This window comes from Nitrobacter sp. CN101 (assembly GCF_055390255.1).
Genome location: NZ_AP038833.1, coordinates 2,180,038 through 2,205,682, shown reverse-complemented (window position 1 = coordinate 2,205,682; position 25,645 = coordinate 2,180,038). Strand labels below are relative to the sequence as shown.

At 60.4% G+C, this 25,645-nt stretch carries 22 protein-coding genes and 1 pseudogene; 10 read left to right on the top strand and 13 right to left on the bottom strand.

The window, feature by feature from the left end:
• Entirely contained in the window at positions 1–1,701 is a 1,701-nt protein-coding gene (locus ACZ5IL_RS10980) for a proton-conducting transporter transmembrane domain-containing protein (RefSeq protein ID WP_464591352.1), read from the bottom strand.
• A 208-nt stretch (positions 1,702–1,909) separates the two neighbouring features.
• Between ACZ5IL_RS10980 and ACZ5IL_RS10975 the strand changes: the two genes are divergently transcribed.
• Positions 1,910–2,203 carry a hypothetical protein gene (locus ACZ5IL_RS10975; RefSeq protein WP_425904881.1) on the top strand — a complete coding sequence of 98 codons (294 nt, stop codon included), beginning with the start codon at positions 1,910–1,912 and terminating at the stop codon, positions 2,201–2,203.
• An 844-nt stretch (positions 2,204–3,047) separates the two neighbouring features.
• Here ACZ5IL_RS10975 and ACZ5IL_RS10970 read toward each other — a convergent pair.
• Entirely contained in the window at positions 3,048–3,314 is a 267-nt protein-coding gene (locus tag ACZ5IL_RS10970) for a hypothetical protein (RefSeq protein WP_425904883.1), read from the bottom strand.
• Between the two features lie 110 nt (positions 3,315–3,424).
• Between ACZ5IL_RS10970 and ACZ5IL_RS10965 the strand changes: the two genes are divergently transcribed.
• Positions 3,425–3,640: a hypothetical protein gene (locus tag ACZ5IL_RS10965; protein WP_464591349.1), complete on the top strand. Its 216-nt coding sequence runs from the start codon at positions 3,425–3,427 to the stop codon at positions 3,638–3,640.
• A 1,319-nt stretch (positions 3,641–4,959) separates the two neighbouring features.
• Here the strand turns inward: ACZ5IL_RS10965 and gatB are convergent.
• The 6 genes from gatB to gatC form a co-directional block, all read right to left on the bottom strand.
• Positions 4,960–6,444, bottom strand: a complete 1,485-nt coding sequence (gene gatB, locus ACZ5IL_RS10960) for an Asp-tRNA(Asn)/Glu-tRNA(Gln) amidotransferase subunit GatB (RefSeq protein WP_464591347.1) — start codon at positions 6,442–6,444, stop codon at positions 4,960–4,962.
• A 65-nt stretch (positions 6,445–6,509) separates the two neighbouring features.
• Positions 6,510–7,886: a patatin-like phospholipase family protein gene (locus tag ACZ5IL_RS10955; protein ID WP_464591345.1), complete on the bottom strand. Its 1,377-nt coding sequence runs from the start codon at positions 7,884–7,886 to the stop codon at positions 6,510–6,512.
• 161 nt (positions 7,887–8,047) lie between these two features.
• Entirely contained in the window at positions 8,048–8,356 is a 309-nt protein-coding gene (locus ACZ5IL_RS10950) for a hypothetical protein (RefSeq protein ID WP_464591343.1), read from the bottom strand.
• The gene (gene gatA, locus ACZ5IL_RS10945; RefSeq protein ID WP_464591341.1) at positions 8,347–9,825 is read right to left on the bottom strand and encodes an Asp-tRNA(Asn)/Glu-tRNA(Gln) amidotransferase subunit GatA; all 1,479 of its coding nucleotides are present in this window, start codon (positions 9,823–9,825) and stop codon (positions 8,347–8,349) included. Before gatA ends, ACZ5IL_RS10950 begins: the two co-directional genes overlap by 10 nt.
• The gene (locus tag ACZ5IL_RS10940) at positions 9,822–10,028 is read right to left on the bottom strand and encodes a hypothetical protein (RefSeq protein ID WP_464591339.1); all 207 of its coding nucleotides are present in this window, start codon (positions 10,026–10,028) and stop codon (positions 9,822–9,824) included. Before ACZ5IL_RS10940 ends, gatA begins: the two co-directional genes overlap by 4 nt.
• Before the next feature lie 14 nt (positions 10,029–10,042).
• Positions 10,043–10,330 (bottom strand): Asp-tRNA(Asn)/Glu-tRNA(Gln) amidotransferase subunit GatC, encoded by a 288-nt coding sequence (gene gatC, locus ACZ5IL_RS10935; RefSeq protein WP_079447090.1) that lies wholly within the window; start codon positions 10,328–10,330, stop codon positions 10,043–10,045.
• Positions 10,331–10,494: 164 nt separating this feature from the next.
• Between gatC and ruvX the strand changes: the two genes are divergently transcribed.
• Positions 10,495–10,995 carry a Holliday junction resolvase RuvX gene (gene ruvX / locus ACZ5IL_RS10930; protein WP_464591337.1) on the top strand — a complete coding sequence of 167 codons (501 nt, stop codon included), beginning with the start codon at positions 10,495–10,497 and terminating at the stop codon, positions 10,993–10,995.
• Here ruvX and ACZ5IL_RS10925 read toward each other — a convergent pair.
• Both ACZ5IL_RS10925 and ACZ5IL_RS10920 read right to left on the bottom strand, forming a co-directional pair.
• A complete protein-coding gene (locus tag ACZ5IL_RS10925) occupies positions 10,986–11,780 on the bottom strand; it encodes a lysostaphin resistance A-like protein (protein ID WP_464591335.1) in 795 nt (264 codons plus the stop codon). The two genes, ruvX and ACZ5IL_RS10925, sit on opposite strands and share 10 nt — an antisense overlap.
• A 15-nt stretch (positions 11,781–11,795) precedes the next feature.
• A complete protein-coding gene (locus tag ACZ5IL_RS10920; protein ID WP_464591333.1) occupies positions 11,796–13,436 on the bottom strand; it encodes an acyl-CoA dehydrogenase family protein in 1,641 nt (546 codons plus the stop codon).
• 173 nt (positions 13,437–13,609) lie between these two features.
• On the opposite strand from ACZ5IL_RS10920, the gene ACZ5IL_RS10915 reads away from it, so the two are divergent.
• The 4 genes from ACZ5IL_RS10915 (at position 13,610) to dprA (ending at position 18,002) form a co-directional block, all read left to right on the top strand.
• Complete coding sequence (locus ACZ5IL_RS10915; protein WP_425904898.1) at positions 13,610–14,563, top strand: aspartate carbamoyltransferase catalytic subunit; 954 nt, start codon at positions 13,610–13,612, stop codon at positions 14,561–14,563.
• A gap of 69 nt (positions 14,564–14,632) precedes the next feature.
• Entirely contained in the window at positions 14,633–15,934 is a 1,302-nt protein-coding gene (locus ACZ5IL_RS10910) for a dihydroorotase (protein WP_464591330.1), read from the top strand.
• Between the two features lie 160 nt (positions 15,935–16,094).
• On the top strand, positions 16,095–16,691 hold the full coding sequence (plsY, locus tag ACZ5IL_RS10905; protein ID WP_464591328.1) for a glycerol-3-phosphate 1-O-acyltransferase PlsY: 597 nt from the start codon (positions 16,095–16,097) through the stop codon (positions 16,689–16,691).
• A 192-nt stretch (positions 16,692–16,883) separates the two neighbouring features.
• Positions 16,884–18,002, top strand: coding sequence for a DNA-processing protein DprA (gene dprA, locus ACZ5IL_RS10900; protein ID WP_464591326.1), 1,119 nt, complete (start codon positions 16,884–16,886; stop codon positions 18,000–18,002).
• 53 nt (positions 18,003–18,055) lie between these two features.
• Here the strand turns inward: dprA and ACZ5IL_RS10895 are convergent, their stop codons facing one another.
• Positions 18,056–18,892 carry a hypothetical protein gene (locus ACZ5IL_RS10895; protein WP_464591324.1) on the bottom strand — a complete coding sequence of 279 codons (837 nt, stop codon included), beginning with the start codon at positions 18,890–18,892 and terminating at the stop codon, positions 18,056–18,058.
• A 672-nt stretch (positions 18,893–19,564) separates the two neighbouring features.
• On the opposite strand from ACZ5IL_RS10895, the gene ACZ5IL_RS10890 reads away from it, so the two are divergent.
• Positions 19,565–20,809 (top strand): class I SAM-dependent methyltransferase, encoded by a 1,245-nt coding sequence (locus ACZ5IL_RS10890; protein WP_464591322.1) that lies wholly within the window; start codon positions 19,565–19,567, stop codon positions 20,807–20,809.
• Positions 20,810–21,120: 311 nt separating this feature from the next.
• Positions 21,121–22,608 carry a replicative DNA helicase gene (locus ACZ5IL_RS10885; protein WP_464591320.1) on the top strand — a complete coding sequence of 496 codons (1,488 nt, stop codon included), beginning with the start codon at positions 21,121–21,123 and terminating at the stop codon, positions 22,606–22,608.
• A 16-nt stretch (positions 22,609–22,624) separates the two neighbouring features.
• Here ACZ5IL_RS10885 and ACZ5IL_RS10880 read toward each other — a convergent pair.
• Positions 22,625–23,380, bottom strand: a pseudogene (locus ACZ5IL_RS10880) (IS5 family transposase).
• A 200-nt stretch (positions 23,381–23,580) separates the two neighbouring features.
• On the opposite strand from ACZ5IL_RS10880, the gene alr reads away from it, so the two are divergent.
• Positions 23,581–24,768, top strand: a complete 1,188-nt coding sequence (alr, locus tag ACZ5IL_RS10875; RefSeq protein ID WP_464591318.1) for an alanine racemase — start codon at positions 23,581–23,583, stop codon at positions 24,766–24,768.
• Positions 24,769–24,940: 172 nt separating this feature from the next.
• Here alr and tcmP read toward each other — a convergent pair whose 3' ends face one another.
• Entirely contained in the window at positions 24,941–25,636 is a 696-nt protein-coding gene (tcmP, locus tag ACZ5IL_RS10870) for a three-Cys-motif partner protein TcmP (protein ID WP_464596894.1), read from the bottom strand.
• Positions 25,637–25,645 lie beyond the last annotated feature (9 nt).

Sequence of the window (25,645 nt, the reverse complement as noted above, 5' to 3'; positions counted from 1 at the left end):
TCAGACCCAACGCAGCCAAATATTCACCCGCTTGGTCGCGGCCAGCAGGCCGCGTGACAGTTGGGTGTAAATGACGGACACATAGAACTCTCGCGAGAACAGGGCGTAGAGATTGAGGTAAATAGCGTTCCACCGTGTGCCGGGTTTCCCCCCAATTTCGAGCGACTGCGCATAAAATGTCACCAGCCAGGCGCCGACCAGCAACGCAGTGAAGAACAGCACAAGGATGCCGAAAGCGAGGTCGTTGATACCCGCCGCGGCATAGATGGCGTCGCGCAGCACCGGATCCGGGTAGAGGAAGGCCTCGAACGCATGTGCGATGAGTGTATAGCCCACCACCACGATGAAAAATGACAGAAGGATCATGGTCAGCAAGCCCCACGCGTTCTCGCTGGGCAGCTTGTGAATGGAGAAGAACAATTGCGCGCCAGTGACCCAGCCGAAGAACAGCAGCACCACCGAGCCTTGCTTATGGAAGAAGTCCTCCGCCACCACCCCGTGTGACAAGCCCAGCACCAGCGCCGGCACCAGCACGGTGACGAGCGCGGCCAACAGCCAAGGCACCTTCTTAACTTCGCGCAGGGGACGGCGCTCGACCACGAAGCTATAGATATCATCGGGCGGCACGCCATCCTCGTGGCGGCTTTCGCTGATGACATTGCCCGAGCCTAGAAACAGCGTGGCTTTGAACAATCCATGTGCGATGAGGTGATAGACGGCGAGCGAAAATGCGCCCAGCCCGCATTCCATGATCATGAAGCCCATCTGCCCCATGGTGGAATAGCCCAAGGATTTCTTGACGTCATTTTGCGTGAGCATCAGCGCCGAGCCGATCAGCGCCGTCACCAGCCCGACGACGAAGGCAAGGTGCAGCACGTTGGGCGCGTGAACAAACACCGGAGCGAAGCGGTTGAATAAAAATCCCCCGGCGTTGACGATGCCCGCATGCATCAGTGCCGACACCGGCGTGGGACCGTCCATTGTGTAAGGTAGCCAAGTATGCAACAGGAACTGCGCCGAGCGGGCAAACGCAGCCAGCGCCAGCAGCAGCGCCGCCACCGGCACCACCGCTATTCCGCCGAGTTGCACGCCCGGATCGGCGCTGATCCGTGTGAACAGTTCCGGCAACTGAGCCGTTCCATAGCCATGCCACAACAGCAAAGCCGCGCCCACCAGCGGCAGATCGCCCACGCGATAGGTCAGAAACGTCCACAACGCATAGCGGCCGCTGGCTTTGCGACTGGTGTCGAAGCCGAGCAGAAAGAACAGCAGCACCCCAATCAGGAACCAGGCGACCAGCAGCGTGACCAGATCGGCGGCGATAACCATCAGCAGGATCACGGCCGTCATCAGGTCAAGCTTGGCAAAAAACCGCACGTAGCCGGGCTCGTCGGCCATGTAGCGCACCGAATAGACATGCACCACCAAGCTGATAGCCGCCACCAGCACCGCCATCGCCACCGCGAGATGGTCGAGCAACAGAGCCGCCGGCCCGAGTCGAGCCAGCACCACCTCGCTCTCCGACGCGCTCAGCACCGCCACCAGCATCGCCAGCGCGACAGCGCAGGTGACAGCGGTCATCGTCACGCTGATGCGCGCCGCCTGTGCCGGCCGACCGGCTCCGGCTAGCGGGGCGACGATCGCCGATAGTGCCGGTAGCAACGGCAACACCACTAGACACCAAGAGACCCATTGGTCCACGGCAACACTCCTTGTTCGATCGGGATAGCGCGATGCCGAAGCATTCGGGGGCCCCGCAGCCCCGGCTGGCCAAGCAGGCCGACCGCAACATCATAAAGGATAGACTGAATAAGCAAATTTGATTTTCTTATTCAGTCCCTAAGGCGAGCTGATAACAACGCTTACCGCCAGCACTCGGCGAATCGTTTTTCATGCAAGAGAATCGTCCATGGCCAAATACGTCGGACTCGACCAAGACAGACATGGGATGACCCCGCTCGGGCGAACCGTGCTTGATGCGCGCGTGTTCGGTCTCATTCCCGAAACACAAGACTGCGCGAATTGGGACGCCGGCCAGATGCAGGCGTTGATGAGCAAAGTGGACCAGCTTTGGGATCAATACGGCAACGTTCCCAGCGCGTTGCCACCGGAGTTGGCCGATCGCCACAAGCGCGTTTATGCCGAGGCCATCGCCCGTGCAAGGGCGCGTGGCTGGGACGCTGAACTCGACGATAACGATTAGCTGGCCTGCGGCGGCCCGAGTTCGAAACCAGCCCTTTGCTCGGTCAGGTTAGTGCCTCCAGGCGTCCTCACCGCCGCGCTTCGCAGCAGATGTCGGTGGCAGCGGAGAGCTGCGGGTGGCGCGTGCCGTGCAACGATCTGTGACGACGGGTCGCATCACCTCAGCGTCAGGTCGCAGGATGTGGAGGCTGCGAAAGATGAATGATCGCACGCTTTACATCTCATTAGCCTATTAGCGGCAACGCCGTTCACGCTCATGGCTGGCGCTGATTGGTGCACGATCTCTGGCAAACATGCAGCGCACGCCAACGAGCGGTTGAAAACGAAGCCCCTCGCAATCGAGCAACGGAAACAGTCCAAGCCAGTTGCTCGCGCGTACTTGGCGAACAAACAGAATGCCTCGTTCTACTGGGCCTCGTGTGTTTTCTGCAGGTGTCTAGCCGCAGCCTCGATCAATAACACTGATGGGTCGGTCGGGGATTTGCCGCCTTCCCTTCCTGAGAGGAATCTTGCCCTCGCCGACGTCGACGCGCGCGCCTGCTTCAGAGGCCCTTGAAAGGAGGTGCGCAGTCCATTCGTGCAGCTATGAAACAAACGATGGAAGGAATTCCAAAACCCGCACCGACATCGCCGAAGCTATGCTGGCACAGCCCTTTCGTGCGCGCCCTTCTCGAGACGCTTGCTGCGTCGCCAGGCGGAACCGAGAGACCTTAGTTGTCGGTGGCCATATGGCACAGCTCCAGTGCCGTTGCTGCCCGTGATTTCAGATTCAATCGCAAGCAACCCGAAGGCGATACCAAGCGGCAAGACTCCCGCGGCGCATTGGACGCGAAAGTCAAAGCGGCTCAGTGCACCGTCATCCAGGCCCGCGCGTCGCGTTGCGCCATGACAATCTCGGCCTCGGACATCAGCGCCGCAACCTCGCGACGCATCGCGGCCGCTTCAGTATGTCCCTTAACCGCTGCAAGATTGAACCATTTATGCGCGGCCACCAGATCGACCAGGCCGGCCCGACCGCTCGCCCAATACAGGCCCTGTTCAAAAAGAATATCCTGAATAGCGTCAGCGCTTACTGGCACCGCCGTCTCGTAGTCGATCTGCCCCTGAAACATCCCTCTGTTCCTTTTTTTGCCACCCCTGCTTCGAGTGCGGCCCATCCACCTGTTGGCGCCCCGCCAGATCCAACCGCCGTTCGCCGGCGTGCCGTCCAGACACACGGATCATGGAGGTTAAATTTGAAGAGCAGTTTAAGTATTGGGATGAATCGAACGTGAACGCCGGCGCGGACAGGAATCGCATCGAATCAAAAAGCCCTTATGTGACAGGGGTTTTTGTAATTTCACAGGATTCGATTTACTGTTTCATTTGGCAAACTGCTAACCATCGCCACAGCCCGGATCCAACCGCGCTCGCTAAAGCAGGAGGCCGGACGCCGTAGGCATCACGATTCGCCGCCTTCCCGCGACAGATCAACTGCAAATGATGGAAAATGGCAGCGCCGGGGCTGAGCCACGCCAGCGCAGGACGAGGGCGTCGGTGAACACGTCAGGACCAACTCTCACCGCAGCCGAGGCTGCAAGTGATCGCGGATCTTGATATCCGCGTCGACGAAGACCGACGGTGAAACTCACCGCGCCCTTCCTTCGGATCGGTTGTCGCGGGGGGAGTTCCGAAACGACGATCCGACCGTTTGACCTGATGTCTCGCCGACACCCTCTCTCGTCGCCAAAGCCCGAATTAAAATCTGTTTGGAAACAAACTCTCTTCGGCTCCTACGACTTCGCCGGCATCAAGCTGCCGGCGATTCCAAAGCGAACTTACTTCTTCTTCTTGGCGACCTTACGGGTCTTCTTCGCAGTCTTCTTCACTGCGCTCTTGGTCTTCTTCACCTTCTTCGTTTTCGCTTTCGCCTTCTTCGCTTTCTTGGCCATGTTGCCCTCCAGATGTAGTGAGATGGCTTAGTCGCTGCATGCACTCGGGAATCGAAGTGCACATCCTTCGAATACACCAACATATTGAAAAAAACAGCGTCTCGCTTAAGGAAGTGTTGACGCCTTACAGCGGCAAGACGGCAGCGCGCACCGCGATGATGCGGAGACTCGTTGACGAGAGGCGCCAGCAAGCTAAGAAACCCTGCGCAGGCGCTTCTCAATATTTTTAAGAAAACCACTGCGCCGCAGCGATATTCTGCATTCAACAAATCAGCGATAGATGCGCAGCACGCATCGTGACGAGTCGGGGCGAAGGTGAAATCGATATAGGTGCGGACTCCGAGTCGCAACTTTTGGCAATAAAAATATTTTCACCGACAAGCTTGAAAGCCACCGCTCGGCGCCCGCCATGACGCATCGCTTTTGCGAATCGTGAAATACGATTCGCAAAATTGATCCTGCTCTCACTACTCTTCCGGGCGCTGTCGGCTCGTTGGGACAGGTTGCGAACTCAGTTGGTACGAGCCCGTGAAGACGTTTGCGAGCGGTTGGTGTTGTAGTCGCTCCTTCAGTCCTCGATGACTGGCGGGCCTTGTCGGGCTGACGAACAGATGCTCGTTGAGCCATTAGGCGCGAAGCGGCCTTTGAAGCTTTTGACAAAGCCTTCTGCATCGGTTGGCAGGCGTAACGTAGCGCCACTCCGCGCCATGCGAGGCCAACTCCTTCAGCCAGGCCCGCAACGCTTCGCCAAACAAACGCAGGCGCCGTCGCACCATGGGTCGGGGCGAGGAATGCAGCCGCGCCGCGTAGAAACTACGGTCGAAGGTTACAGACCAAGCTTGGTCTTGAGCAGATCATTCACCGCCTGCGGATTGACCTTGCCGCCGGACGCTTTCATCACTTGACCCACGAACCAGCCGATCATCTGTGGCTTGGCGCGGACCTGCGCGACCTTGTCCGGGTTGGCAGCGACGATATCCTCGACCGCCTTCTCGATCGCACCCATATCGGTGACCTGCTTCATCCCGCGCGCCTCGACCAGCACCCGCGGATCGCCGCCCTCGATCCAAACGATCTCGAACAGATCCTTAGCGATCTTGCCGGAGATGGTTCCCTCGCCAATCAGGTCGATGATCGCAGCGAGTTGGGGCGCCGATACCGGCGATGCCGCGATGCTCAGGCCCTCTTTGTTGAGGCGTCCGAACAGTTCGTTGATCACCCAGTTGGCGGCAACTTTCCCATCGCGTCGCGCGTTCGCAAGACCGGCCAGAACCGCCTCGTAGAAGTTGGCGCTCTCATGCTCGTTGACAAGCACGGCTGCGTCATAGGGTGTCAGGCCGATATCCGCGATGAACCTTGCCTTCTTCTGGTCCGGCAACTCCGGCAGATCGGTCTTCAACGCATCGACGAAGGACTGCGAAAACTCCAGCGGCAGCAGGTCGGGATCTGGAAAATAGCGATAGTCGTGCGCCTCTTCCTTAGAGCGCATCGCGCGGGTCTCGCCCTTATCCGGATCGAACAGCCGGGTTTGCTGATCAATGCTGCCGCCATCCTCGAGAATGCCGATCTGACGCCGCGCCTCATGTTCGATCGCTTGACCGATGAAGCGGATGGAGTTGACGTTTTTGATCTCGCAGCGCGTACCGAAGGGCTCGCCCGGCCGGCGCACCGAGACATTGACGTCGGCGCGGAGGCTGCCTTTCTCCATGTCACCGTCGCAGGTGGCGAGATAGCGCAGGATCGTCCGCAGTTTCGTCACATAGGCCTTGGCCTGTTCGGATGAACGCATGTCAGGCTTGGATACGATTTCCATCAGCGCTACGCCGGAGCGGTTCAGGTCGATCGCGCTCATGTCCGCATGCTGCTCGTGCAGAGACTTGCCGGCGTCCTGTTCGAGATGTAGCCGCTCGATCCCGACCACAAAGCTCGTGCCATCAGCAAGATCGACCACGACTTCACCCTCACCGACGATCGGCGACTTGTACTGGCTGATCTGATAGCCCTGCGGCAGGTCGGGATAGAAATAGTTCTTGCGATCGAACACCGAGCGCAGGTTGATCTGCGCGTTCAGCCCAAGCCCGGTGCGCACCGCCTGGCGGACGCATTCCTCGTTGATGACCGGCAGCATTCCGGGCATCGCCGCATCGACCAGCGAGACATGGCTGTTGGGGTCGCCGCCGAAGGCGGTCGAGGCGCCCGAAAACAACTTTGCGTTGGAAGTGACCTGGGCGTGGACTTCAAGCCCGATCACCATCTCCCAGTCGCCGGTTGCGCCTTTGATCAAGTTAGACGGTTTGACAGGTGCGTTCATGCGCGGCTTTTACTCCGGGGTTCGCGATTGGGAAACCCCATCTTACGCGGGATGTCCACGCTCGCTTACTTGCTTCCGGCAAACATGCGAAACGCGGAGCTTGCCCGCAATGCGTCCCGGCCTGCCGCGATGACCTCGTCCACCTGCTGCGGCGGCAAGTGGAATCGGGTCGGAACGGTCTCGAGGCGAGCAGCGCGCGCGGAATCAAGTTGATCGAAGCCGACGCGGCCAACGAAAAATTTCAGATCGTGACAGTTCCAACCGGGGCGCGCCCCGTAACGGGCGCGCTCCGCCGCAGTCAGACCACAGCGCCAACGGACCAGCGCCGCCTGCCAATCACCCATGGTGCGCTCGAAGGCGGTGTAACCCGCGCCCACACTGGCATCGATCGCGGTATTCGCCGCCGCCTTGACCAGATCGGCGCCGCTTGGACCTTCAATGGTATTGATCCAGTTGCCTGAAACGCCGGTCTTGGCATCCACGACCACAAACAGTCCGCGCCGGATTTTGACGGCCTGCTCGGGCGACAGCGGTTCATAGGGTGCTCGCGCCGACAGCAGCGCGATGGTGAAACCGGCCAAGCCGTAGTTGTCGACCAGACCGCCGTCGAGCAGCTTGATGTAGGGAATTTCGCCATCATGATAGCGACTGATCGCTTTCGCAAAGGCGCTCAACATCGGCGGCGCGTTGCGATTGTCGCGCGCTTTCACGATCCAGGCCGGCAGCGGATCCTTGCATCGACCCGGAAAGGTCTGAATCACCACCGGCGCGAACGCGACGGGCACTGCCGCCGACGCTGCCACCGCGTTTGCCATCGGATAGGACTCGAGGTCGCTGCACATTGCGCTGAACGCAGTCACACCAAAGACAAAGGGCGTGCGATTGTAGATGTCGGAGGCGTTGATCCACACCCGCGGGCGTACCGTCTTTCGCAAATCGGCGAAGGTCGCGCCATGAAACAGGTTGGCATCGAGCCAGCGCGGCAGGCCGTTGGAATCGTTGATACCGCCGGCGAACGCTTTGCTAAGCGTGGCAAGGTTGAGGTTGGTTTGAAGCCCCTCCTCGGCATTGCGCAGCAGGAATTTTTCACGGAAGTCAGCTATGGCCGCTCGTTTGCGCAATCCGAAATACGCAGCGGTTACCGACCCTCCCGACACTCCGGAAATGAAATCGATGCGGTCGATCATGGATGCGCCGCCGCCGCGCACTGGCGTCTGCGCCAGTTCTTCCAGCACGCCGAAGGAAAAAGCTGCCGCCCGCGTACCGCCGCCTGAAAACGACAGCGCGACCAGATCGTCGTCGGTGGCGGTGCGTGCTTCGAAGTTTTCGTGCAGTTGGCTCGCGAGATCGGCGCTGCTGCCCGGCTGGTTGACAGGCGCGTTCTGGATCGATGCGCAACCAAGCAGCATCGCACACAGTCCGATGACTAATGCTGAACGCATGGTCCTAAAGTCGCCCCGCCAATCGCGCGCCGACTATGGTTCGGGGCGCGGCGAATGGCAATCCGTCTCGACCGGCCTACCTCCCGTTGTGGTCAATTTGCGGCGCTGATACCGCGCATAAAGCGGCAATGAAATTGGCGGGGCAACCACCCCCGAATGAGCTAGCCGCTTTGGCCGCCCAGCAATTCCGCGACGATCTGGTTCCACTCGTCCTCGGACGAACCTTTCGCAAACGGCTTGTCGGCGCGGCGATACCAGTAAGCGGCGTTGCCGATCTCGCGACCATCAAGCCGATGCAGATAGGCGTGCACCCAGGCGGCCTCCGGCCCTACCAGCGGCTGCACGATGACATGCGCCTTATTCCAGTCACCCTTGGCAGCCCACCACAACGCCGTAAGTTGTGGCGAAACTCCCCCCGGCGGGTCCGCACTCGTCAGGCTGGCTTTGAAAGCATCTGGAGTCACCACCACACCTCGGGTTTAAAGCGCCCGGTAGCCTGCTCGATAATCGCGCCGAGCGAAAGCAGCGTCTCCTCGTCGAACGGCCGACCAATCAGTTGCAGTCCGAGCGGAAGTCCCTGAGCATCCTTGCCCGCAGGCACGGAAATACCCGGCAAGCCCGCCATGTTTGCCGTCACAGTGAAGATGTCGTTGAGATACATCTCGATCGGATCGGAGCCAGCCTTCTCGCCGATGCCGAAGGCGGCGGACGGCGTCGCCGGAGTGAGGATCGCGTCGACCCCCGCTGCATAGCAATCCTCGAAATCCTTTTTGATCAAGGTACGAACCTTTTGTGCGCGGAGGTAATAGGCATCGTAGTAACCCGCCGACAAAACATAGGTTCCGATCATGATGCGACGGCGGACCTCCGCGCCAAAGCCTGTCGCACGCGTATTTTCATACATTTCCACAATGTTGTTACCCGCTGCACGGGCGCCGTAACGGACGCCATCGTAGCGCGCGAGGTTTGAGGACGCCTCGGCCGGTGCGACGATGTAGTAAGCGGGCAGCGCGTATTTCGTGTGGGGCAGCGACACCTCCACAAGTTCGGCGCCAGCGGCTTTCAGCCAGTCGGCTCCCTGCGACCACAGTTTCTCGATTTCGGCGGGCATTCCGTCCAGCCGGTACTCCCTGGGAAGGCCGATCTTCATTCCCTTGACGGATTTGCCGACCACGGCTTCATAGTCGGGCACGGCACGATCGACTGAAGTCGTATCCTTGGGATCATGGCCTGCCATCGAGCGCAGCAGAATCGCTGCGTCGCGGACGGTACGCGCAATCGGCCCGGCCTGATCGAGCGACGACGCAAACGCGACAATGCCCCAGCGGGAGCAACGCCCGTAGGTGGGCTTGATGCCGACGGTACCGGTGAAGGCTGCGGGCTGGCGGATGGAGCCGCCGGTATCGGTTGCGGTTGCTCCGAGACATAGTCCGGCCGCCACCGCCGAAGCCGATCCGCCGGATGATCCACCGGGCACCAGTTTCGCGTCGGAGGCTTGCCGCCGCCACGGATTGAGCACCGGACCGAAGCACGAGGTCTCGTTTGACGAACCCATCGCGAATTCATCATTGTTAAGCTTGCCAAGCATCACCGCGCCATCACGCGTGAAGAGCTGCGACGTCACCGTGGATTCATAAGGCGGCTTGAAATCATCCAGGATTCGCGAACACGCCGTGGTCCGTGTGCCTTCCGTCGCAAACAGATCCTTCACGCCGAGCGGAAGGCCATTGAGCGGTCCGCCCTCGCCTTTGGCAATCCGGCCGTCGGCCTGGCGCGCCATCGCCCTCGCCTGCTCCGGCGTCTCGAGCACATAGGCGTTCAAAACGCGCGCCCGCTCCATCGCCGCAAGATGCGCGTCGGCCAATTCAAGCGCGGTGAACGATTTGCCCGCGAGACCGTCACGGGCCTCGGCCAGCGTAAGCGAAGTCAGGTCTGTCATTTATGAACCGCGCTGCAAAAAAAAGGCGATAGGGTTCTGTCGTTCCTAGGGTCATCGGCAAACGTCGTATCGTTTGCCTGAAGTCTTTCGAAAACGGCCTTCATCGCCTCGTCGAGATCGGCGGTGCGGCCCTCGCGTTCCATGGCGTCGAGGTAGTCCATATAAGCCCGATACGACTTTTCATCGCCACAGAGCAGACACATCGAATCAAACCCTGCTATTCGACGACCTTCGGCACCAGAAAGAAGTGGTCGTGAGTCACCGCCGCGTTGGCGACGATCTTGTCCGCGATCTCGCCGTCATTCACCAGGTCGGGCCGCATTTTCATCGCCATCGGCGTCACAGACGTCATCGGCTCGACACCGTCGACGTTCACTTCCTGCAACTGCTCAACGAAGGCAAGGATCGCGTTCAGTTCGCCCTGGAGATGGGGAACCTCGGTGTCATCGACCGCTATGCGCGCGAGATGCGCGATGCGGCGGACGGTAGCGGCATCGACGGACATATTAGGCCCCGCAGGCGTCTGTTGTAAGGCATTGGCACCCTACAAGCGTTACGCCTATAGCAGACCCGGCTTTCGCACCGCAACCATCCGTGATTGCGAAGGTTGCACAAACGGTTCGTTAGCCCCCTTTTGCCCTGCCTGTCTTGCCCATGATATGCGGTCCCATGCCTGCATCCGTCCTTCCGCTGATCGAAGCTGCCGCGCATTGGCCTGAGCGCGGAGCGCTTGTCGGACTCGACCTCGGCACCAAAACCATTGGCGTCGCGGTGTCCGATCCGGATCGTCGCCTCGCCACCGGCGTGGAAACCATCCAACGCAAAACGTTCACGGTCGATGCCGCGCGGCTTCTCGCCATTGCAAGCGAACGTCGCGCGGAAGGTTTCATTCTTGGATTGCCGATCAACATGGACGGCAGTGAGGGGCCACGCGCGCAGTCGACTCGTGCTTTTGCGCGCAATCTGGCAAAACTCACCGAGTTCGCAATCGGGCTATGGGACGAGCGTCTCTCGACGGTCGCCGTCGAGCGCGAGTTGATCGGATTGGACATGAGCCGCGCAAGGCGCGCCAAGGTGATCGACGAGCATGCCGCGATCTTTATTCTGCAGGGTGCGTTGGACCGGCTTGCGGCGCAGCGGCGCTCGTCCGGACCGGACGATCACGGCTGATTGGCGAGCCATAAGGTCTGTAGCGTCGCCGCAAGATTGTTGAGGCCATGCAGGATCACGGTCGGCCAGATCGAACCGCTGAGGTATCGCAGGTAACCGAACAGCAATCCGATCGAAAAAATCTGCCCGAAGAAAAACCAGTCGTATTGAAGGTGCATCGCGGTCCATACCATCGATGACAGCAAGATCGCGCCGGTGGGACGCAAGAACGACTCCGACCAGCCGCGATACAGGAATCCGCGCGTCAGAAGTTCCTCGCTGACAGGCGCCACGACACAAAATGAAACGATCAGAAGCCACAGCGCGCCATCGGCGCGGGCCGACTTTGCCACATCGACCATGAATGCAGCCGAACTTTCGTGTCCCACCGCATTGGATATTCCCTCCCAGCCGATGACAAGCACGACCATAGCGACGATGCCAAGCAGCAGGTAGCGCCATGAGGTCCAGCGTAGCGCGAGATAATCGGCGAACGGCACCCCCGACAGCCGGATCGCGATCCACAGGGCGAGCAAGGCCGCAGGCAGCCCCATGATGACCGATAGTGAGATGGTCAGACCTCCGCCGGCCAATTCCTTGACCTCGTCGAAACTGAACGGCGCGCGATCGGTGATCAGGAAATAAGCAAGGACGGATAGCTGTCCTGCAAACATCGCGGCGAATACCACGATCCCCCACAGGCTGGTGCCGAGAAATTTCCACGTTTGCGGGATGCGGGGCGGTGAAGGAGCCAACGTCGGCGGCGTCACAGGATCACTTTCGGGTATACTTAATCCGCTCGACATTTGCTTACCCCCGATTCACGGCAGCGCCCGCTCTAGCAGATCGCGGCTCTGGGCGGCGGACAATTCAGCCGTTCCGAACAGGCGCCCATGCGTGCCGCCGAGCCGTGTCGTCGCAAACAGCGCGGCCTGATTTGGCGAGGTCCGGTTGAGCGCCGCGACCGCGGCCAGTTGCGCGAGCGTCTCCACCGCCTGGCGCGCGACGCGCTCACAGTCGGGCCGACGGAAAGTCTTGGCAAGAAATGCTACCGCTTCCGCCGCACCGGGCAAACCATTGGTATCCACCACGAAGTCTTCGAGCACGGCGACAGCCGCCTCGCCTTCGTGGGCCAGCGCCCGCAGCACGTCGAGGCACATCACGTTTCCGGACCCTTCCCAGATCGCGTTAACCGGCGCCTCGCGATAGTGACGAGGCAGAATATTCTCCTCGACATAGCCGTTTCCCCCCAGACACACCATCGCCTCATACAGAAAGCCCGGCGAGCTCTTGCAGATCCAATATTTCACCGCGGGCGTCAAAAGCCGCATCCATGTCGCCGCTTTCGGGTTAGATGGGGCTTCATCGCACGCGCGACACAGCCGCATCACCAATGCCAACGACGCTTCCACATGTAGCGCCATATCGGCAAGAACCGCATGCATCAAGGGCTGATCGACGAGACGTTTCTGGAACACGCTGCGATGACGTGTGTGATGCAGCGCATGTGCCAGCCCCGAGCGCATCAAGCCGACCGAGGCGATGGCGCAATCCTGCCGTGTTAACTGCACCATCTGGATGATGGTGCGAATGCCGTTTCCTTCGTCACCGACACGCCGGGCATAAGCCTCGATAAATTCCACTTCGGACGAAGCATTGGAGCGATTGCCGAGCTTGTCCTTCAGCCGCTGGAAATGAATCGTGTTGACCGAGCCGTCTGGACGGAAGCGTGGCATAAAAAAGCATGTCAGTCCGCCATCCGCCTGTGCCAGCACCAGGAACGCATCGCACATCGGCGCCGACATGAACCACTTGTGACCGGTGATACGATAGGCGTCACCATCGCGGACAGCGCGGGTCTGGTTGATGGACACGTCGGTGCCGCCCTGCTTCTCGGTCATGCCCATGCCCAGGGTGATGCCGCGCTTGGTCCACCACGGCGCAACCGACGGGTCGTAGCTGCGGGTCGCAATCACCGGCATCGCTTTCGCCAGCATGTCCGGCTGCACCGCGAGCGCCGCCACAGAGGCGCGGGTCATGGTGATCGGACAGAGATGTCCGGTCTCGACCTGCGCAGCCATATAGAATTTTGCCGCGCGCACCACTTCCACCGCACCGGCTGCGGGTTTGCCCTCGGCCGTCCAGGTGGAATTGTGGAGACCGGCATGAGCGCTGTTCGCCATCAGCTCGTGATAGGATGGATGGAATTCGACCTCGTCGCGCCGGTTACCGCGCGCATCGAACAGCTGCAGCTTCGGCGGGTTTTCGTTGGCCAGACGGCCGCGCGCGGCCATCGCCGCCGAGCCCCAATGCTTTCCGAACGCCTCCATTTCGTCGCGGGCTGTGGCTCCGCCGTTCGCAGCTGCCGCCTCCGCCAACGGACGGTCGAGCGTGAATAGATCGACGTCCTCGAACGGCGGCGACTGGTTGAAGACCTCGTGCGTCCTGAATGGTTGCGTCATGAACCACCTCCGCCGGCGCTGATGCCCATGCGACTTTATGCCGGAACCGCGGCGAGTTCACGCCGACGGTCTCCACTTCATTTACCGTGACCTCCGCTTCGGCGGGGGATAACCCGCCTGCGCGCTGTTCGGCCTTGCCCGACGGGGAAACTCTGCCTATAGCTCTGGCTTTAATGACATCGTCAACCAAATCGAGCTTTGTCCTTGGACACCGGCATCTGCTGGGCATCGAGGGCCTTTCCGTCGCCGACATTACCGGCCTCCTCGACCTTTCCGAAGAATACGTCGAATTGAACCGCCAGGTGGACAAGAAACGAACCTCCTTGCGCGGGCGCACCCAGATCAACCTGTTCTTCGAGGCTTCGACCCGAACCCAATCGTCATTCGAGATAGCCGGGAAGCGGCTCGGCGCCGACGTGATGAATATGTCGGTATCGTCAATGTCGACTCGCAAGGGGGAGACGCTGGTCGACACCGCGATGACGCTCAATGCCATGCACCCGGACATTCTGGTGATGCGACATTCAGCTTCCGGCGCGGTGGAGCTTCTGGCGCGCAAGGTTGACGGTTCCGTTATCAATGCTGGCGATGGCGCCCACGAACATCCGACCCAGGCGCTGTTGGATGCCCTGACCATCCGCCGAAACAAAGGACGGCTGGAGGGACTTCTGGTCGCGATTTGCGGCGACGTGCTCCACTCGCGTGTCGCACGCTCCAATATCATCCTGCTCAACGCCATGGGCGCGCGCGTCCGCGTCGTTGCACCCTCCACGCTGCTGCCGCCGGGCATCGAGCGCATGGGCGTCGAAGTCGCCCGCGACATGCGCGAGGGGCTGGACGGCGCAGACATCGTGATGATGCTCCGGCTGCAACGCGAACGGATGAGCGGCTCGTTCGTGCCGTCGAGCTCCGAGTATTTTCATTATTACGGCCTCGATCAGAAAAAGCTCGCATACGCCAAACCTGACGCGCTGGTCATGCATCCGGGGCCGATGAATCGCGGCGTTGAGATTGATTCAATCGTCGCGGACGGCACACAGTCTCTGATCCGCGAACAAGTCGAAATGGGCGTAGCGGTGCGGATGGCGGTGCTGGAGGCGCTGGCGAGGAATCTGCCGAATGCATGAACCCGACCGTTCCGGCCGATTTGCACGGCGAGCATTAGCGAGCGCTCTCGATTTGCGAAGGTGCAGCACATGCTAAGCGGTTCCCGCCCCATCCTGCTCGCCAACGCTCGCATCGTCGACCCTGCCCTCGATCTCGATGGTCTTGGGGACGTGCTCATCACTGACGGGGTCGTTCGTGACGCGCGCCACGGCATCGGCGCCGCAGGCGTGCCCGAAGGCACCGACATCATCGACTGTGCCGGCAAGATCGTCGCGCCCGGCCTGATCGACATACGCGCTTTCGTCGGGGAGCCGGGCGCCGGCCATCGCGAAACCTTTGCATCCGCGAGCCGCGCCGCCGCTGCCGGCGGGATCACCACCATTGTCTGCCAGCCTGATACTTCGCCGGTGATCGACAATTCCGCAACCGTCGATTTCGTGCTGCGCCGCGCGCGGGACACCGCGATCGTCAACATTCATCCGATGGCGGCGCTGACCAAGGGTCTTGCCGGCAAGGAAATGACCGAGATCGGCCTCTTGAAGGAGGCAGGCGCGGTCGCCTTCACCGATGGCGCCCGCAGCGTGATGAACGCCGGGGTGATGCGCCGCGCCCTCACCTATGCCCGCGATTTCGACGCGCTGATCGTCCATCACACCGAAGATGCCTTTTTGGTCGGCGAAGGCGTCATGAATGAAGGTGAGCTATCTGCCCGTCTCGGATTGACGGGCGTCCCGACGGCCGCGGAAGCGGTAGTTCTGGAGCGCGACATGCGGCTCGTGGGACTCACCGGCGGCCGTTACCATGCGGCGTCGCTCACCTGCGCGGAATCTCTCGATATTCTCAATCGCGCGCGCGAGGCCGGACTTCCTGTCACCGCGTCCGCGTCAATCAATCATCTGACTCTAAATGAAAACGATATCGGTCCATACCGCACGTTTCTGAAGTTGTCGCCGCCACTGCGCGGCGAGGACGACCGCCGCGCGCTGATCGCAGCGCTGGCGTCAGGCCTGATCGATGTGGTGATGTCCGACCACAACCCGCAGGACGTGGAAACCAAGCGCCTGCCTTTCGCGGAAGCTGTGTCCGGCGCGATAGGGTTAGAAACCATGCTGACGGCGGCGCTGCGGCTTGTACACAACGGGGAACTCGATATCAAAACCCTGATCCGGGCAATGTCGACGCGGCCCGCAGAATTGCTGGGTTTGCCGGGCGGATCCTTACAACCGGGGGCACCCGCCGATGTGATCGTGATCGATCCTGACGTTCCCTGGATTCTCGATCCCGCCGATCTCAAATCGCAATGTAAGAATACGCCATTTGACGCGTCGCGCTTCCTGGGCCGTGTCGTCCGCACAATCGTCGGCGGACGCACGGTTTTCGAACACGTCTGACGCCACAATAACGGCGGCCAGCGAAGGTATCCGAACCAAGGAACACCCGCTGCGCAGGCGGATGGACGCGAATCTCATTCTCTACCCGACATGTCGGTTATGGCGCGATGACGCCGATCTATGGTTTACATCTGCGAAGTGAAGCCCGGAGCCCCTCACGATGTCTTCGTCCATCATTGCCGTGATCGCCTTCGTCTTCGGCTACCTGTTCGGCTCAGTCCCGTTCGGGATGATTTTGACGCGGATCGCCGGAACGCAAGATCTGCGTTCGGTCGGCTCCGGCAATATCGGTGCAACCAACGTGCTGCGGACCGGACACAAGCGACTCGCCGCGGCAACGCTTGTTGGAGATATGCTCAAGGGCACTGCCGCCGTACTTGTTGCAGGATCGCTATGGGGACCTGCGGCCGCCATAGCTGCGGCACTCGGTGCATTTCTCGGCCACCTTTTTCCGGTGTGGCTGAAATTCCATGGCGGCAAGGGCGTCGCAACCTATATCGGAGTGCTGCTCGGCCTGTGCTGGACGACAGCGCTCGCCTTCTGCGCGATCTGGCTGCTCGTGGCGTTCACGACACGCTACTCGTCACTGTCGGCACTCATCGCCAGTCTCCTCACTCCGCTGCTGTTGTGGTGGCTCGGACACCCGCCGCTAGCGCTGCTGTTTGCGGTGCTGACCGTGCTGTTGTGGTTCAAACACCGCGACAACATCCGGCGTCTTTCCGCGGGCAGCGAAGGCAGGATTGGCGCGAAAGCGTAACGGCGATCTGGGATCACATTGATCAACGCCGCATCCAAGGTTGCTCCCTCGCGACAACTTGGGCAAAGCTCACCTGGAGCCTTTCCGCTTTTTACTGATTGGAAGCGAGCTCCAGTTTGTTGTTTTGACGCGTTTTCTTCACGCGAACCGGTATCCACTTCGCTCGAAAACGCTCTAGCTTTGGGGGCAGGCGTGAACATCCGGAATCCAGACAGGCGGCTGAACGAAGCGCAGCGGATCGATTGGCTGCGGCTTATCCGGTCCGAAAACGTCGGGCCTCGGACCTTTCGTTCCCTCGTGAACCATTTCGGCAGCGCCCGTGAGGCCCTCATCCGGCTACCCGATCTGGCGCGACGTGGCGGAGCTTCGCGTCCCGGCCGGCTTTGTGCGGAAACCGAGGCGCGGAACGAGTTGGCGGCTGCCCGGCGGATCGGCGTCAGTTTGCTAGCGCCAGGAGAGGCCGGCTATCCCCCGCACCTTGCAATGATCGACGACGCGCCGCCGCTGCTTGGTGCGCGCGGCAACCTCGATGTCATGGAGCGTCCCATGATCGCGATCGTCGGCTCACGCAATGCATCCGGTGCCGGTCACAAGTTCGCGCAAACGCTGGCGCATAATCTCGGCGATGCCGGTTTCGTCATCGTATCGGGACTGGCACGCGGTATCGATCAGGCGGCGCATCGTGCAAGCCTGGCTCGCGGTACTGTCGCAGTGCTTGCCGGTGGCCACGACCGTATCTATCCGTCGGAGCATGAGGATCTGCTAGCGGCAATATTGGAAGGAGGCGGCGCCATTTCTGAAGTGCCGATGGGGCATGTGCCACGAGCCCGTGATTTCCCGCGGCGCAACCGCCTGATCTCGGGCGCCGCGATCGGTGTTGTAGTGGTCGAGGCCGCGCATCGATCTGGCTCGCTGATCACCGCCCGCATCGCTGCCGAGCAAGGCCGCGAGGTTTTCGCCGTGCCGGGCTCGCCGCTCGATCCTCGTGCTGCCGGCACTAACGATCTTATCAAGCAGGGCGCGACTCTGATTACCGAGGCATCCGACGTCATCAATGCCGTCCGGCCGATCATGAGACGGCCGGTCGATCTACCCGCTGAAGAACCGGAGCACGGCGGCACCTGGACCGAAGAGCCTGCCGCAAGCGACCGTGCGCGCATCGTCGCCTTGCTTGGTCCCGCGCCGATTGGGCTCGACGATCTGATTCGGATGGCGGATGCCCCACCGGCCGTCGTGCGCACGGTCCTGCTTGAACTGGAACTGGCCGGACGACTGGAGCGCCATGGCGGCGGTTTGGTATCAATGATCTGACGGTCTGTTCGACTCGATTCGAAGTTGCAGCGATTGTAGCGTCTTCAAAGCGACTACTGGACGGGAGCCGATGGCGGCGGCGCGGACCAAGAAGCGGCGGGCTCCAATGGCGCCAATGCCGGCTCCGTCCTAGGCGAAGCTGATGGCGACGGCGCTACGGAGTTCGATGGCGACGATACGACGACAGAATCGGAGGGAGTTGGCGCCAGCGTCGAACTCGCTGCTTCCGACGGCGGCAGGGCTTCGCTCTTGCCGACCTTCGGCGCAGGCGTCACCGCCGGAACGGGATCGGCGCGCAGAGGCACCGCTTTGGGTTCACCGAAAGGCGCAGCATCGGTCGGAGTGCTGTCCGCCTTGCTACTTGCGGAAGCGCTGGGTTTCTCGGCTTCAGATTTATCAACGCCAGGTTTTCCCGTTTCGCTTCTACCGACGTCGGCCTTATCACTCTCGGATTTGGCTGGATCAGGCTTCGATGCGTCCGGCTTGACCGCTTGCGGCTTTGCGGCTTGCTCCAGAGCAGGCTGTTTCTCGCCGGCCTGTTCCTTGGCAGGCTCCGTTTTTGGCGTTTCGTCCTTGACCGTCTTTTCTTCGGCCGCTCCTTTCTTGCCGGGCTGTGCCTTGGGCGCCTGTCCGTTAGCTGGTTCTTCCTTGACCGCTTCTTTTTCCTTGGCTGGCGTCACGTCGGACGGTTCAGTCTTCGCAGCCTCGGGCTTCGTCGCAGCGTCGCTCTGAGACGCGCCCTGCCCTGCGGCGCCGGCTTTCGCCGATTCGTCCGAAGCCGGCTTTTGCTTGCTGAGCTTTTTCCTGTCTCGAGGCTTCCGCCTATCCTGCTGGCTGGCCTCCTCCGAAGCCGGTCTCGCAGTCTCGGGATTCTCTCCGGCCGGCCGCATGATGCGCCTTCCATACCGGTCCTTACCTGCCTGTGGCTCATTCTGCGCGGAAGGATCGGGCTGCGCCGCCTGGGGAAGCGGCGTCCTGCCCTGTCCCTCCGCCTGCCTCGGTTCCGGTCTCACATCACCCGGAGATAACCTGGGTCGTTCAGGGTGGTACCGCTGATCGGTCGCGCCTCTGGAAATCAGATAGGCGCTAAGCATCCCGGCCATGTCGGGGCCGGTGGTATAATGCTGGCGCAGGAAGCCTGGCAACGATCCGGGCGGTACCGTCCTGAGCAGCCCGCGCACCGCTTTGTGGCAGGAGGCGCAGTTCCCCGAAAACATCTGGGCAGCCGACTTTCCTGCCTCGAGATTTTGCGCTCCAGCATCACTCGCGAAAACAACGATCATAAGCATCGTCGCTAAACTGAGCGCTCGGCTCGACATTCTCATCCTCCGGGTGCGGAAATTGCACGGCCGCCGCGGCGGCACACCTTTTAGCTCATTATGCTGCGAATGGAAGCGTAGAGATGGACGCAAACACATGACCGCAGATCGATTCCGGATATCGGCCTTGCGATCAGAACATTGGTGAACCGGCTTCCGCGACATTATTATTGCTGATGGAACTTGGACGCCATTCCCAGACGCTATGGCGGCTGATGCGTTCTGGTGATGATGGTGGTTTCGATGGACCGTTTGTTACGGTTTTTTCTGAACCAATTTATCCGGCGCGGCTCGATCACATTCGTAACCGCAAGCGGTATGGCCTTCACTTGCGGCGATGGCACCGGGGAACCGGTTCGGGTCCGGCTGACCACGAAAGACGTCGCACGCCAGCTTCTGCTCGATCCTGAAATGTCTTTCGGCGAGGCCTATACCGACGGCACAATGCTCGTCGAACGGGGATCGATTGCCGACGTTCTGGCGATCATCCTCGACCAGCCCGACATCATGCCGCGCTGGGCGAAGCTGCAATGGTGGCTCCGCTATCTTGTCCGCAACTTCCAGCAATTCAATCCTCGCGGAATAAACAACGTCTCGCGCCATTACGATCTCGACGGCCGTCTCTACTCACTGTTTCTCGATGCCGACAAACAATACAGTTGCGCGTATTTCGAAACTCCGGACATGACGCTGGACGATGCCCAGCTTGCAAAGAAGCGGCATATCACCGCCAAGATTCTGGTCGAGCGCGGCCACAACGTCCTCGATATCGGCTCAGGCTGGGGCGGCCTCAGCCTTTATCTCGCGGAAATGACTGGCGCCAACGTCACCGGCATCACGCTTTCGACCGAACAACTTCAGGTGTCGAAAGCCCGCGCAGCTGAGAACAACATGACGCGGTCGACGAAATTCCTGCTCCAGGATTATCGCGATATTCCCGGATCGTTCGATCGCATCGTATCTGTCGGGATGTTCGAGCATGTCGGCGTCGACCACTACGATACCTTTTTCAAACGTTGCGCCGAGCTGCTTGAACCCGACGGCATAATGCTGCTGCATTCGATCGGCCGTTCCGAGGGCCCGGGCATTACCAATCCCTGGATCGCGAAGTACATCTTTCCGGGCGGCTACATCCCCGCGCTGTCCGAAGTCCTGTCAGCCATCGAGGGCGCCGGACTGCTCATCTGCGACATCGAAATCCTGCGTCTGCACTATGCAGAGACGCTGAAGGCATGGCGCGAGCGCTTCATGGCGAGACGCGAAGAAGCCGTGTGGCTCTACGATGAGCGGTTCGGGCGCATGTGGGAGTTTTATTTGGCGGCATCGGAAATGTCGTTCCGGAAGCAGAACCTGATGAATTTCCAAGTTCAGATCACGAAACGGCAAGGCACCGCACCTATAACACGCGACTATATCCAACATAGGGAAGCGAAACTGCGCAGTCTTGAGCAAAAACAGCGGCCGCGGTTTCAAATCGCCGGCGAATGAGCCGCCTCAAATCGGGAAATTTCAGTTTCGAAGGCTAAGTGCGATCCTTAGTGCTGTGAATATGGGCCGATATGCAAAGTCGCTCCGTGATCCATTCGAAGTTTCGTTTTGAGCGTCATCCCGGCTCGGCGAGTCGGGCGGAGATTTGTCGCTGGCGACAGTCAAGTTCCTTGCATTTTCGACTCAAGTTTCATTCAAGATCATGTGGGAATCGGGCATAAGGGACAGGACCTTGCTTTCGCCGTCCACCGGAGCGGCGCTTTATGCGGGGCCTGTATCCCACAAATAATCCAGGTCAGAATCCGAAAGCCATGGCTGATTCGAACATCCTGAAGCTTGCGCCTGACGCGACACCAGCCTATCGCACCCCGCCGCACAACATCGAAGCGGAGTGCGGTCTTCTCGGCGCCATTCTGGTCAACAACGACGCATTTTACAGGGTTTCGGATTTCCTTGAGCCGAAGCACTTCTTCCACCCGATGCATCGGACCATCTTTGAGACCGCAGGCAGCCTGATCCGCGCTGGCAAGATCGCAACGCCTGTCACGGTCAAGACGTTCGTTCCCGCTGAAACCGATATCGGCGGAATGACCGTAAGTCAGTACCTCGCCCGTCTGGCGGCGGAAGCGACCACGATCATCAACGCCCTGCATTACGGACGCACAATCTATGAGCAGGCGTTACGCCGCGACCTGATTCACATCGGCGAGGACATGGTCAACGTCGCCTACGACGCGCCGGTCGATTTCGCGCCGCGAGCACAGATTGAGGACGCCGAGCGCCGACTCTACGAGCTGGCCGAATCCGGCCGCTATGAAGGCGGCTTCCAGAAATTCTCGCAGGCGATGAAGATCGCACTCGACATGGCGGCCAATGCCTACCGCCGCGATGGAAAGCTTTCCGGCATCGCGACGGGCCTGCGCGATCTCGACTCGAAAATGGGCGGATTGCAGCAGTCCGACCTGATCATCGTGGCCGGCAGGCCGGGCATGGGCAAGACCGCGCTCGCGACCAACATCGCCTACAACATTGCCAAGACTCATGAGTCGGAGCTTCAGCCTGACGGCACGATGAAGACCGTCAATGGCGGGATCGTGGGCTTCTTCTCCTGCGAAATGTCGGCGGAGCAACTGGCGACTCGTATTCTCGCCGAGCAGACCTGCATTCCCTCGAGCAATATTCGGCGCGGCGGCATCACTGAAAACGATTTCGAGAAGATCCGCGATCACACCATCGAGCTGGAGCACCTGCCGCTCTTCGTCGACGAAACCGGCGGCCTTTCGATTTCACAACTAACCGCGCGCGCCCGCCGTCTGAAGCGGCAGAGAGGGCTCGACGTCTTGGTGATCGACTACATCCAGCTTCTGCTGGGTAGCGGCAAGCGCAGCGACAACCGCGTGCAGGAAGTCACCGAGATCACCACCAGCCTGAAAGCGCTGGCGAAGGAGCTGAATGTTCCGATCATCGCGCTGTCGCAATTGTCGCGTCAGGTCGAAAATCGCGACGACAAGCGCCCGCAACTCTCAGATTTGCGCGAATCCGGCTCGATCGAACAGGACGCCGATGTCGTGATGTTCGTCTATCGCGAAGAATATTACCTCCAGAACAAGGAGCCTCGGCCCGGCACGCCTGAACACGAGAAATGGCAACTCGAAATGCATCTGGTGCACGGCAAAGCCGAAGTCATCATCGGCAAGCAACGCCATGGGCCCACTGGCACCGTCGAACTGCAGTTCGAGGGGCAGTTCACCCGCTTCAGTGATCTCGCGCATGACGGCCACCTACCCGAACGCAACTAGGCTCAGGACTCATTGATCAGAGCCAAAAGATGACGGCTGCAGCGATGCAGATGGCAGACATGAAGGTATGTGAGCATCGATCGTAGCGGGTGTGGATGGCGGCGCCAGTCCTTGAGCCTGCCGAACGCATTTTCGATCTTGTGTCGTTGGCGATAGAGCATGCGGTCATGTTCGATCGGCTTTGCGCGGCTGGCCTTCGATGGGATGCAGGCCGTGATGCCGCGGGCCGCGAGCGGCTGGCGGAACCAGTTGGCGTCGTAGCCCTTGTCGCCAAGCAACTGCTTCCCGGGCGGCAGCGCATCGATCATCAAGGCCGCCCCCTTATAATCGCTCATCTGGCCTTCGCTGAGCAGCATGATGACAGGGCGTCCCTGACCGTCGCAGACGGCGTGCAGCTTGGAGTTCAAGCCGCCCTTCGTGCGCCCGATACATCGGGGAACAGGTCCTTTTTTAAAAGGCTGGCGGCGGTGCGATGCGCCTTCAGATGCGTCGCATCGATCATCAGGAGAGAGGGCTTGCCACCTTTGCGTGCCAGCTCGGCAAAGATATTGTTGAACACGCCGAGCCGGCTCCAGCGCACGAACCGGTTATAGATCGTCTTATGCGGACCATAGCCGGGCGGCGCATCGCGCCAGCGCAGACCGTTTCTGATGACGAAGACGATGCCGCTGATCACCCGTCGATCGTCAACCCTCGCAATCCCGTGCGACAGCGGAAAATACGGCTCAATCCGGCGCATCTGAGCCTCCGACAGCAACAACAAATCGGCCATGGCGATGCCCCCCAAACATCGCCATTGAATCAACCCGCCAGTCCTCTCGCAACAGATTTAATGGGTCCTGAGCCTAGCGTCGGTTCCGACAGTCGCCTCACGATGCGGCGCGCCACAACATGAGCAGGCTCGATTTACAGCCTTTCCAAGCATACGACTCGCGCTGTTGAACCGCCGCACAGCCGGGCGTACCATGCGGCATGAATCTCATGCCCGATTCTAAAATGACCTCCAGCAGCGTGCCCGCCGATGCCGGCGCGGCTATTGCGCCGGCTGCGGCGATCGGCACCCTCACCGTCGATCTGGACGCCATAGTCGCCAACTGGCGCAAGCTCGAAAAGACCGCGGTGCCCGCCGAATGTGCGGGGGTGGTCAAGGCCGACGCTTACGGCTGTGGAGCCCGGCCCGTGGTGCGCGCGCTGAGCGCCGCCGGATGCAAAACGTTTTTCGTTGCCACGCTCGATGAGGCGCGCGTGGTGCGCGCCGCCGCGGCCGGGGCCGACATCTATGTGCTGGACGGCTTCTTTCAGAATTGCGGTGACGCTTTCGCGGCAATCAATTGCCGCCCCGTGATCGGCGATCTCAACGAACTTGCGGAATGGGACGTGTTTTGCCGTCATACCGGCTGGGCGGGCGGCGCGGCCATCCACATCGACACCGGCATGAACCGCCTCGGTCTCACCATCGATGAAGCGCAAGGCATCCTTCCAAGGATCGACGCTGGCGATCATGGTATCACGCTGGTGATGAGTCATCTGGCGTGCGCGGAAAGCCTCCATCATCCTCTCAATGCCAGTCAGGTCGCGGCGTTTCGGGAGACCGCTAGGCTGTTTTCCGGCGCTCCGTCTTCGCTGGCGAACTCGTCTGGTATTTTTCTCGGGCCGCAGTATCAATTTGACCTGGTGCGTCCGGGCGCCGCGCTCTACGGCGTCAACCCCACGCCGGAAGCCACCAATCCGATGCAGCCAGTGGTCGAGTTGAAGGCGCGGATCTTGCAAACCCGCTCGATCGACAAAGGCGAAAGCGTCGGCTACGGCGCGACGTGGACCGCGCGGCGGCCGACCCGGCTTGCCGTTGTCTCGGCGGGATACGCCGACGGATATTTCCGTGCCGGCGGCAGCAATGACGGTACGCGCGGAGCCGACGTCATTATCGCCGGAACGCGATGCCCGGTGGCAGGCCGAATTTCCATGGACCTGTTGGCGGTCGACATCACCGACCTGCCGTCCCATGCGATGGTCCGGCGCGGCCATCTGGCGACGCTTATCGGCGAAGGCATCACCGTGAACGAACTTGCGCACCATTTCGGCACCATCGGTTACGAGGTGCTGACCAGCCTGGGCGGCCGCTACAACCGAATCTACAAGGGCGGCCCAGCCGAGTCGTGAACCCTGCGCCGAATGCGATCAAGCGTTCCCGCGGGCGCGGAAGTTGCCAGGCTCTCCGCTAGTTCTCTCGAACTTTATTTCAGCAAGTCGGTGATTTTCGAACGCTTTGGCGCGCCGACTTGGGATATGGGATTAAAGGGCCTGACCGCCGGCTGAAGCTGCAAGTTTGCGGTCATTTTGTTGATTTGGTGAGTGCCCCGAAAAATTTCGGAAAGCTCAATTGCTTCTTCATACGCAGAGTATCGCTCACTCTGATTGTATTAGCCTTGCGGCGCTCTCCGCCGCCATCAGCGGTAATCACTTCAAGGTCTGGATTTTCAATAATGGCAAAATGCACGTCGTCAGTATGAGCCGGCGTCGCATTATAAATGCTTGCATAAAAGTCGCCAACGCTGACGGCGTCACCGTAACTAGAAATCAGACGCGGAATGTCATCATAGAGTTGCTTCTTAGCCTCGATACGGCCCGGCTCGTCGAAAAGATATAGCATGGTGCTGTCGTCATGCGCGTCGTACGAGAGCATGTTTAAGCCGGAACGACCGAAATGAGCCTGCGCAGATTTATTCTGATGCAAGATGTCGTTATATTCTTGGCGCGCTCGGTAGGAACTGGCGAAATGGATCAGCCAGTAACGCCAGCCCTCTTGATTGTTGATTGAAAATGGACTGTGAAATTTTGAGCAACGCTCGAAGGACTCAAATACCAACCGCTCCGCTGAGCCTAGCCAAGCATTTTTATTCATCACCGCATCGAGTTGTGCGAGATCAGCTACGCGCACTCCTAGCGGATCAAGCGCTTTAGCCAATCGCCCCGGATCTGATTTGCGCAAGAATGTAAGGAGCGATGTAATTCCGAACGTATAGAAAATTTCAGCTGA

What these genes read in the sequence shown, in the direction of transcription:
- ACZ5IL_RS10975 (WP_425904881.1), top strand. Translation starts at nt 1,910, where the DNA reads ATGGCCAAATACGTCGGACTCGACCAAGACAGACATGGGATGACCCCG.
- ACZ5IL_RS10970 (WP_425904883.1), bottom strand. Translation starts at nt 3,314, where the DNA reads ATGTTTCAGGGGCAGATCGACTACGAGACGGCGGTGCCAGTAAGCGCT.
- ACZ5IL_RS10965 (WP_464591349.1), top strand. Translation starts at nt 3,425, where the DNA reads ATGGAGGTTAAATTTGAAGAGCAGTTTAAGTATTGGGATGAATCGAAC.
- gatB (WP_464591347.1), bottom strand. Translation starts at nt 6,444, where the DNA reads ATGAACGCACCTGTCAAACCGTCTAACTTGATCAAAGGCGCAACCGGC.
- ACZ5IL_RS10955 (WP_464591345.1), bottom strand. Translation starts at nt 7,886, where the DNA reads ATGCGTTCAGCATTAGTCATCGGACTGTGTGCGATGCTGCTTGGTTGC.
- gatA (WP_464591341.1), bottom strand. Translation starts at nt 9,825, where the DNA reads ATGACAGACCTGACTTCGCTTACGCTGGCCGAGGCCCGTGACGGTCTC.
- ACZ5IL_RS10940 (WP_464591339.1), bottom strand. Translation starts at nt 10,028, where the DNA reads ATGTGTCTGCTCTGTGGCGATGAAAAGTCGTATCGGGCTTATATGGAC.
- gatC (WP_079447090.1), bottom strand. Translation starts at nt 10,330, where the DNA reads ATGTCCGTCGATGCCGCTACCGTCCGCCGCATCGCGCATCTCGCGCGC.
- ruvX (WP_464591337.1), top strand. Translation starts at nt 10,495, where the DNA reads ATGCCTGCATCCGTCCTTCCGCTGATCGAAGCTGCCGCGCATTGGCCT.
- ACZ5IL_RS10925 (WP_464591335.1), bottom strand. Translation starts at nt 11,780, where the DNA reads ATGTCGAGCGGATTAAGTATACCCGAAAGTGATCCTGTGACGCCGCCG.
- ACZ5IL_RS10920 (WP_464591333.1), bottom strand. Translation starts at nt 13,436, where the DNA reads ATGACGCAACCATTCAGGACGCACGAGGTCTTCAACCAGTCGCCGCCG.
- ACZ5IL_RS10915 (WP_425904898.1), top strand. Translation starts at nt 13,610, where the DNA reads ATGACATCGTCAACCAAATCGAGCTTTGTCCTTGGACACCGGCATCTG.
- ACZ5IL_RS10910 (WP_464591330.1), top strand. Translation starts at nt 14,633, where the DNA reads ATGCTAAGCGGTTCCCGCCCCATCCTGCTCGCCAACGCTCGCATCGTC.
- plsY (WP_464591328.1), top strand. Translation starts at nt 16,095, where the DNA reads ATGTCTTCGTCCATCATTGCCGTGATCGCCTTCGTCTTCGGCTACCTG.
- ACZ5IL_RS10895 (WP_464591324.1), bottom strand. Translation starts at nt 18,892, where the DNA reads ATGCGGCCGGCCGGAGAGAATCCCGAGACTGCGAGACCGGCTTCGGAG.
- ACZ5IL_RS10890 (WP_464591322.1), top strand. Translation starts at nt 19,565, where the DNA reads ATGGACCGTTTGTTACGGTTTTTTCTGAACCAATTTATCCGGCGCGGC.
- ACZ5IL_RS10885 (WP_464591320.1), top strand. Translation starts at nt 21,121, where the DNA reads ATGGCTGATTCGAACATCCTGAAGCTTGCGCCTGACGCGACACCAGCC.
- alr (WP_464591318.1), top strand. Translation starts at nt 23,581, where the DNA reads ATGAATCTCATGCCCGATTCTAAAATGACCTCCAGCAGCGTGCCCGCC.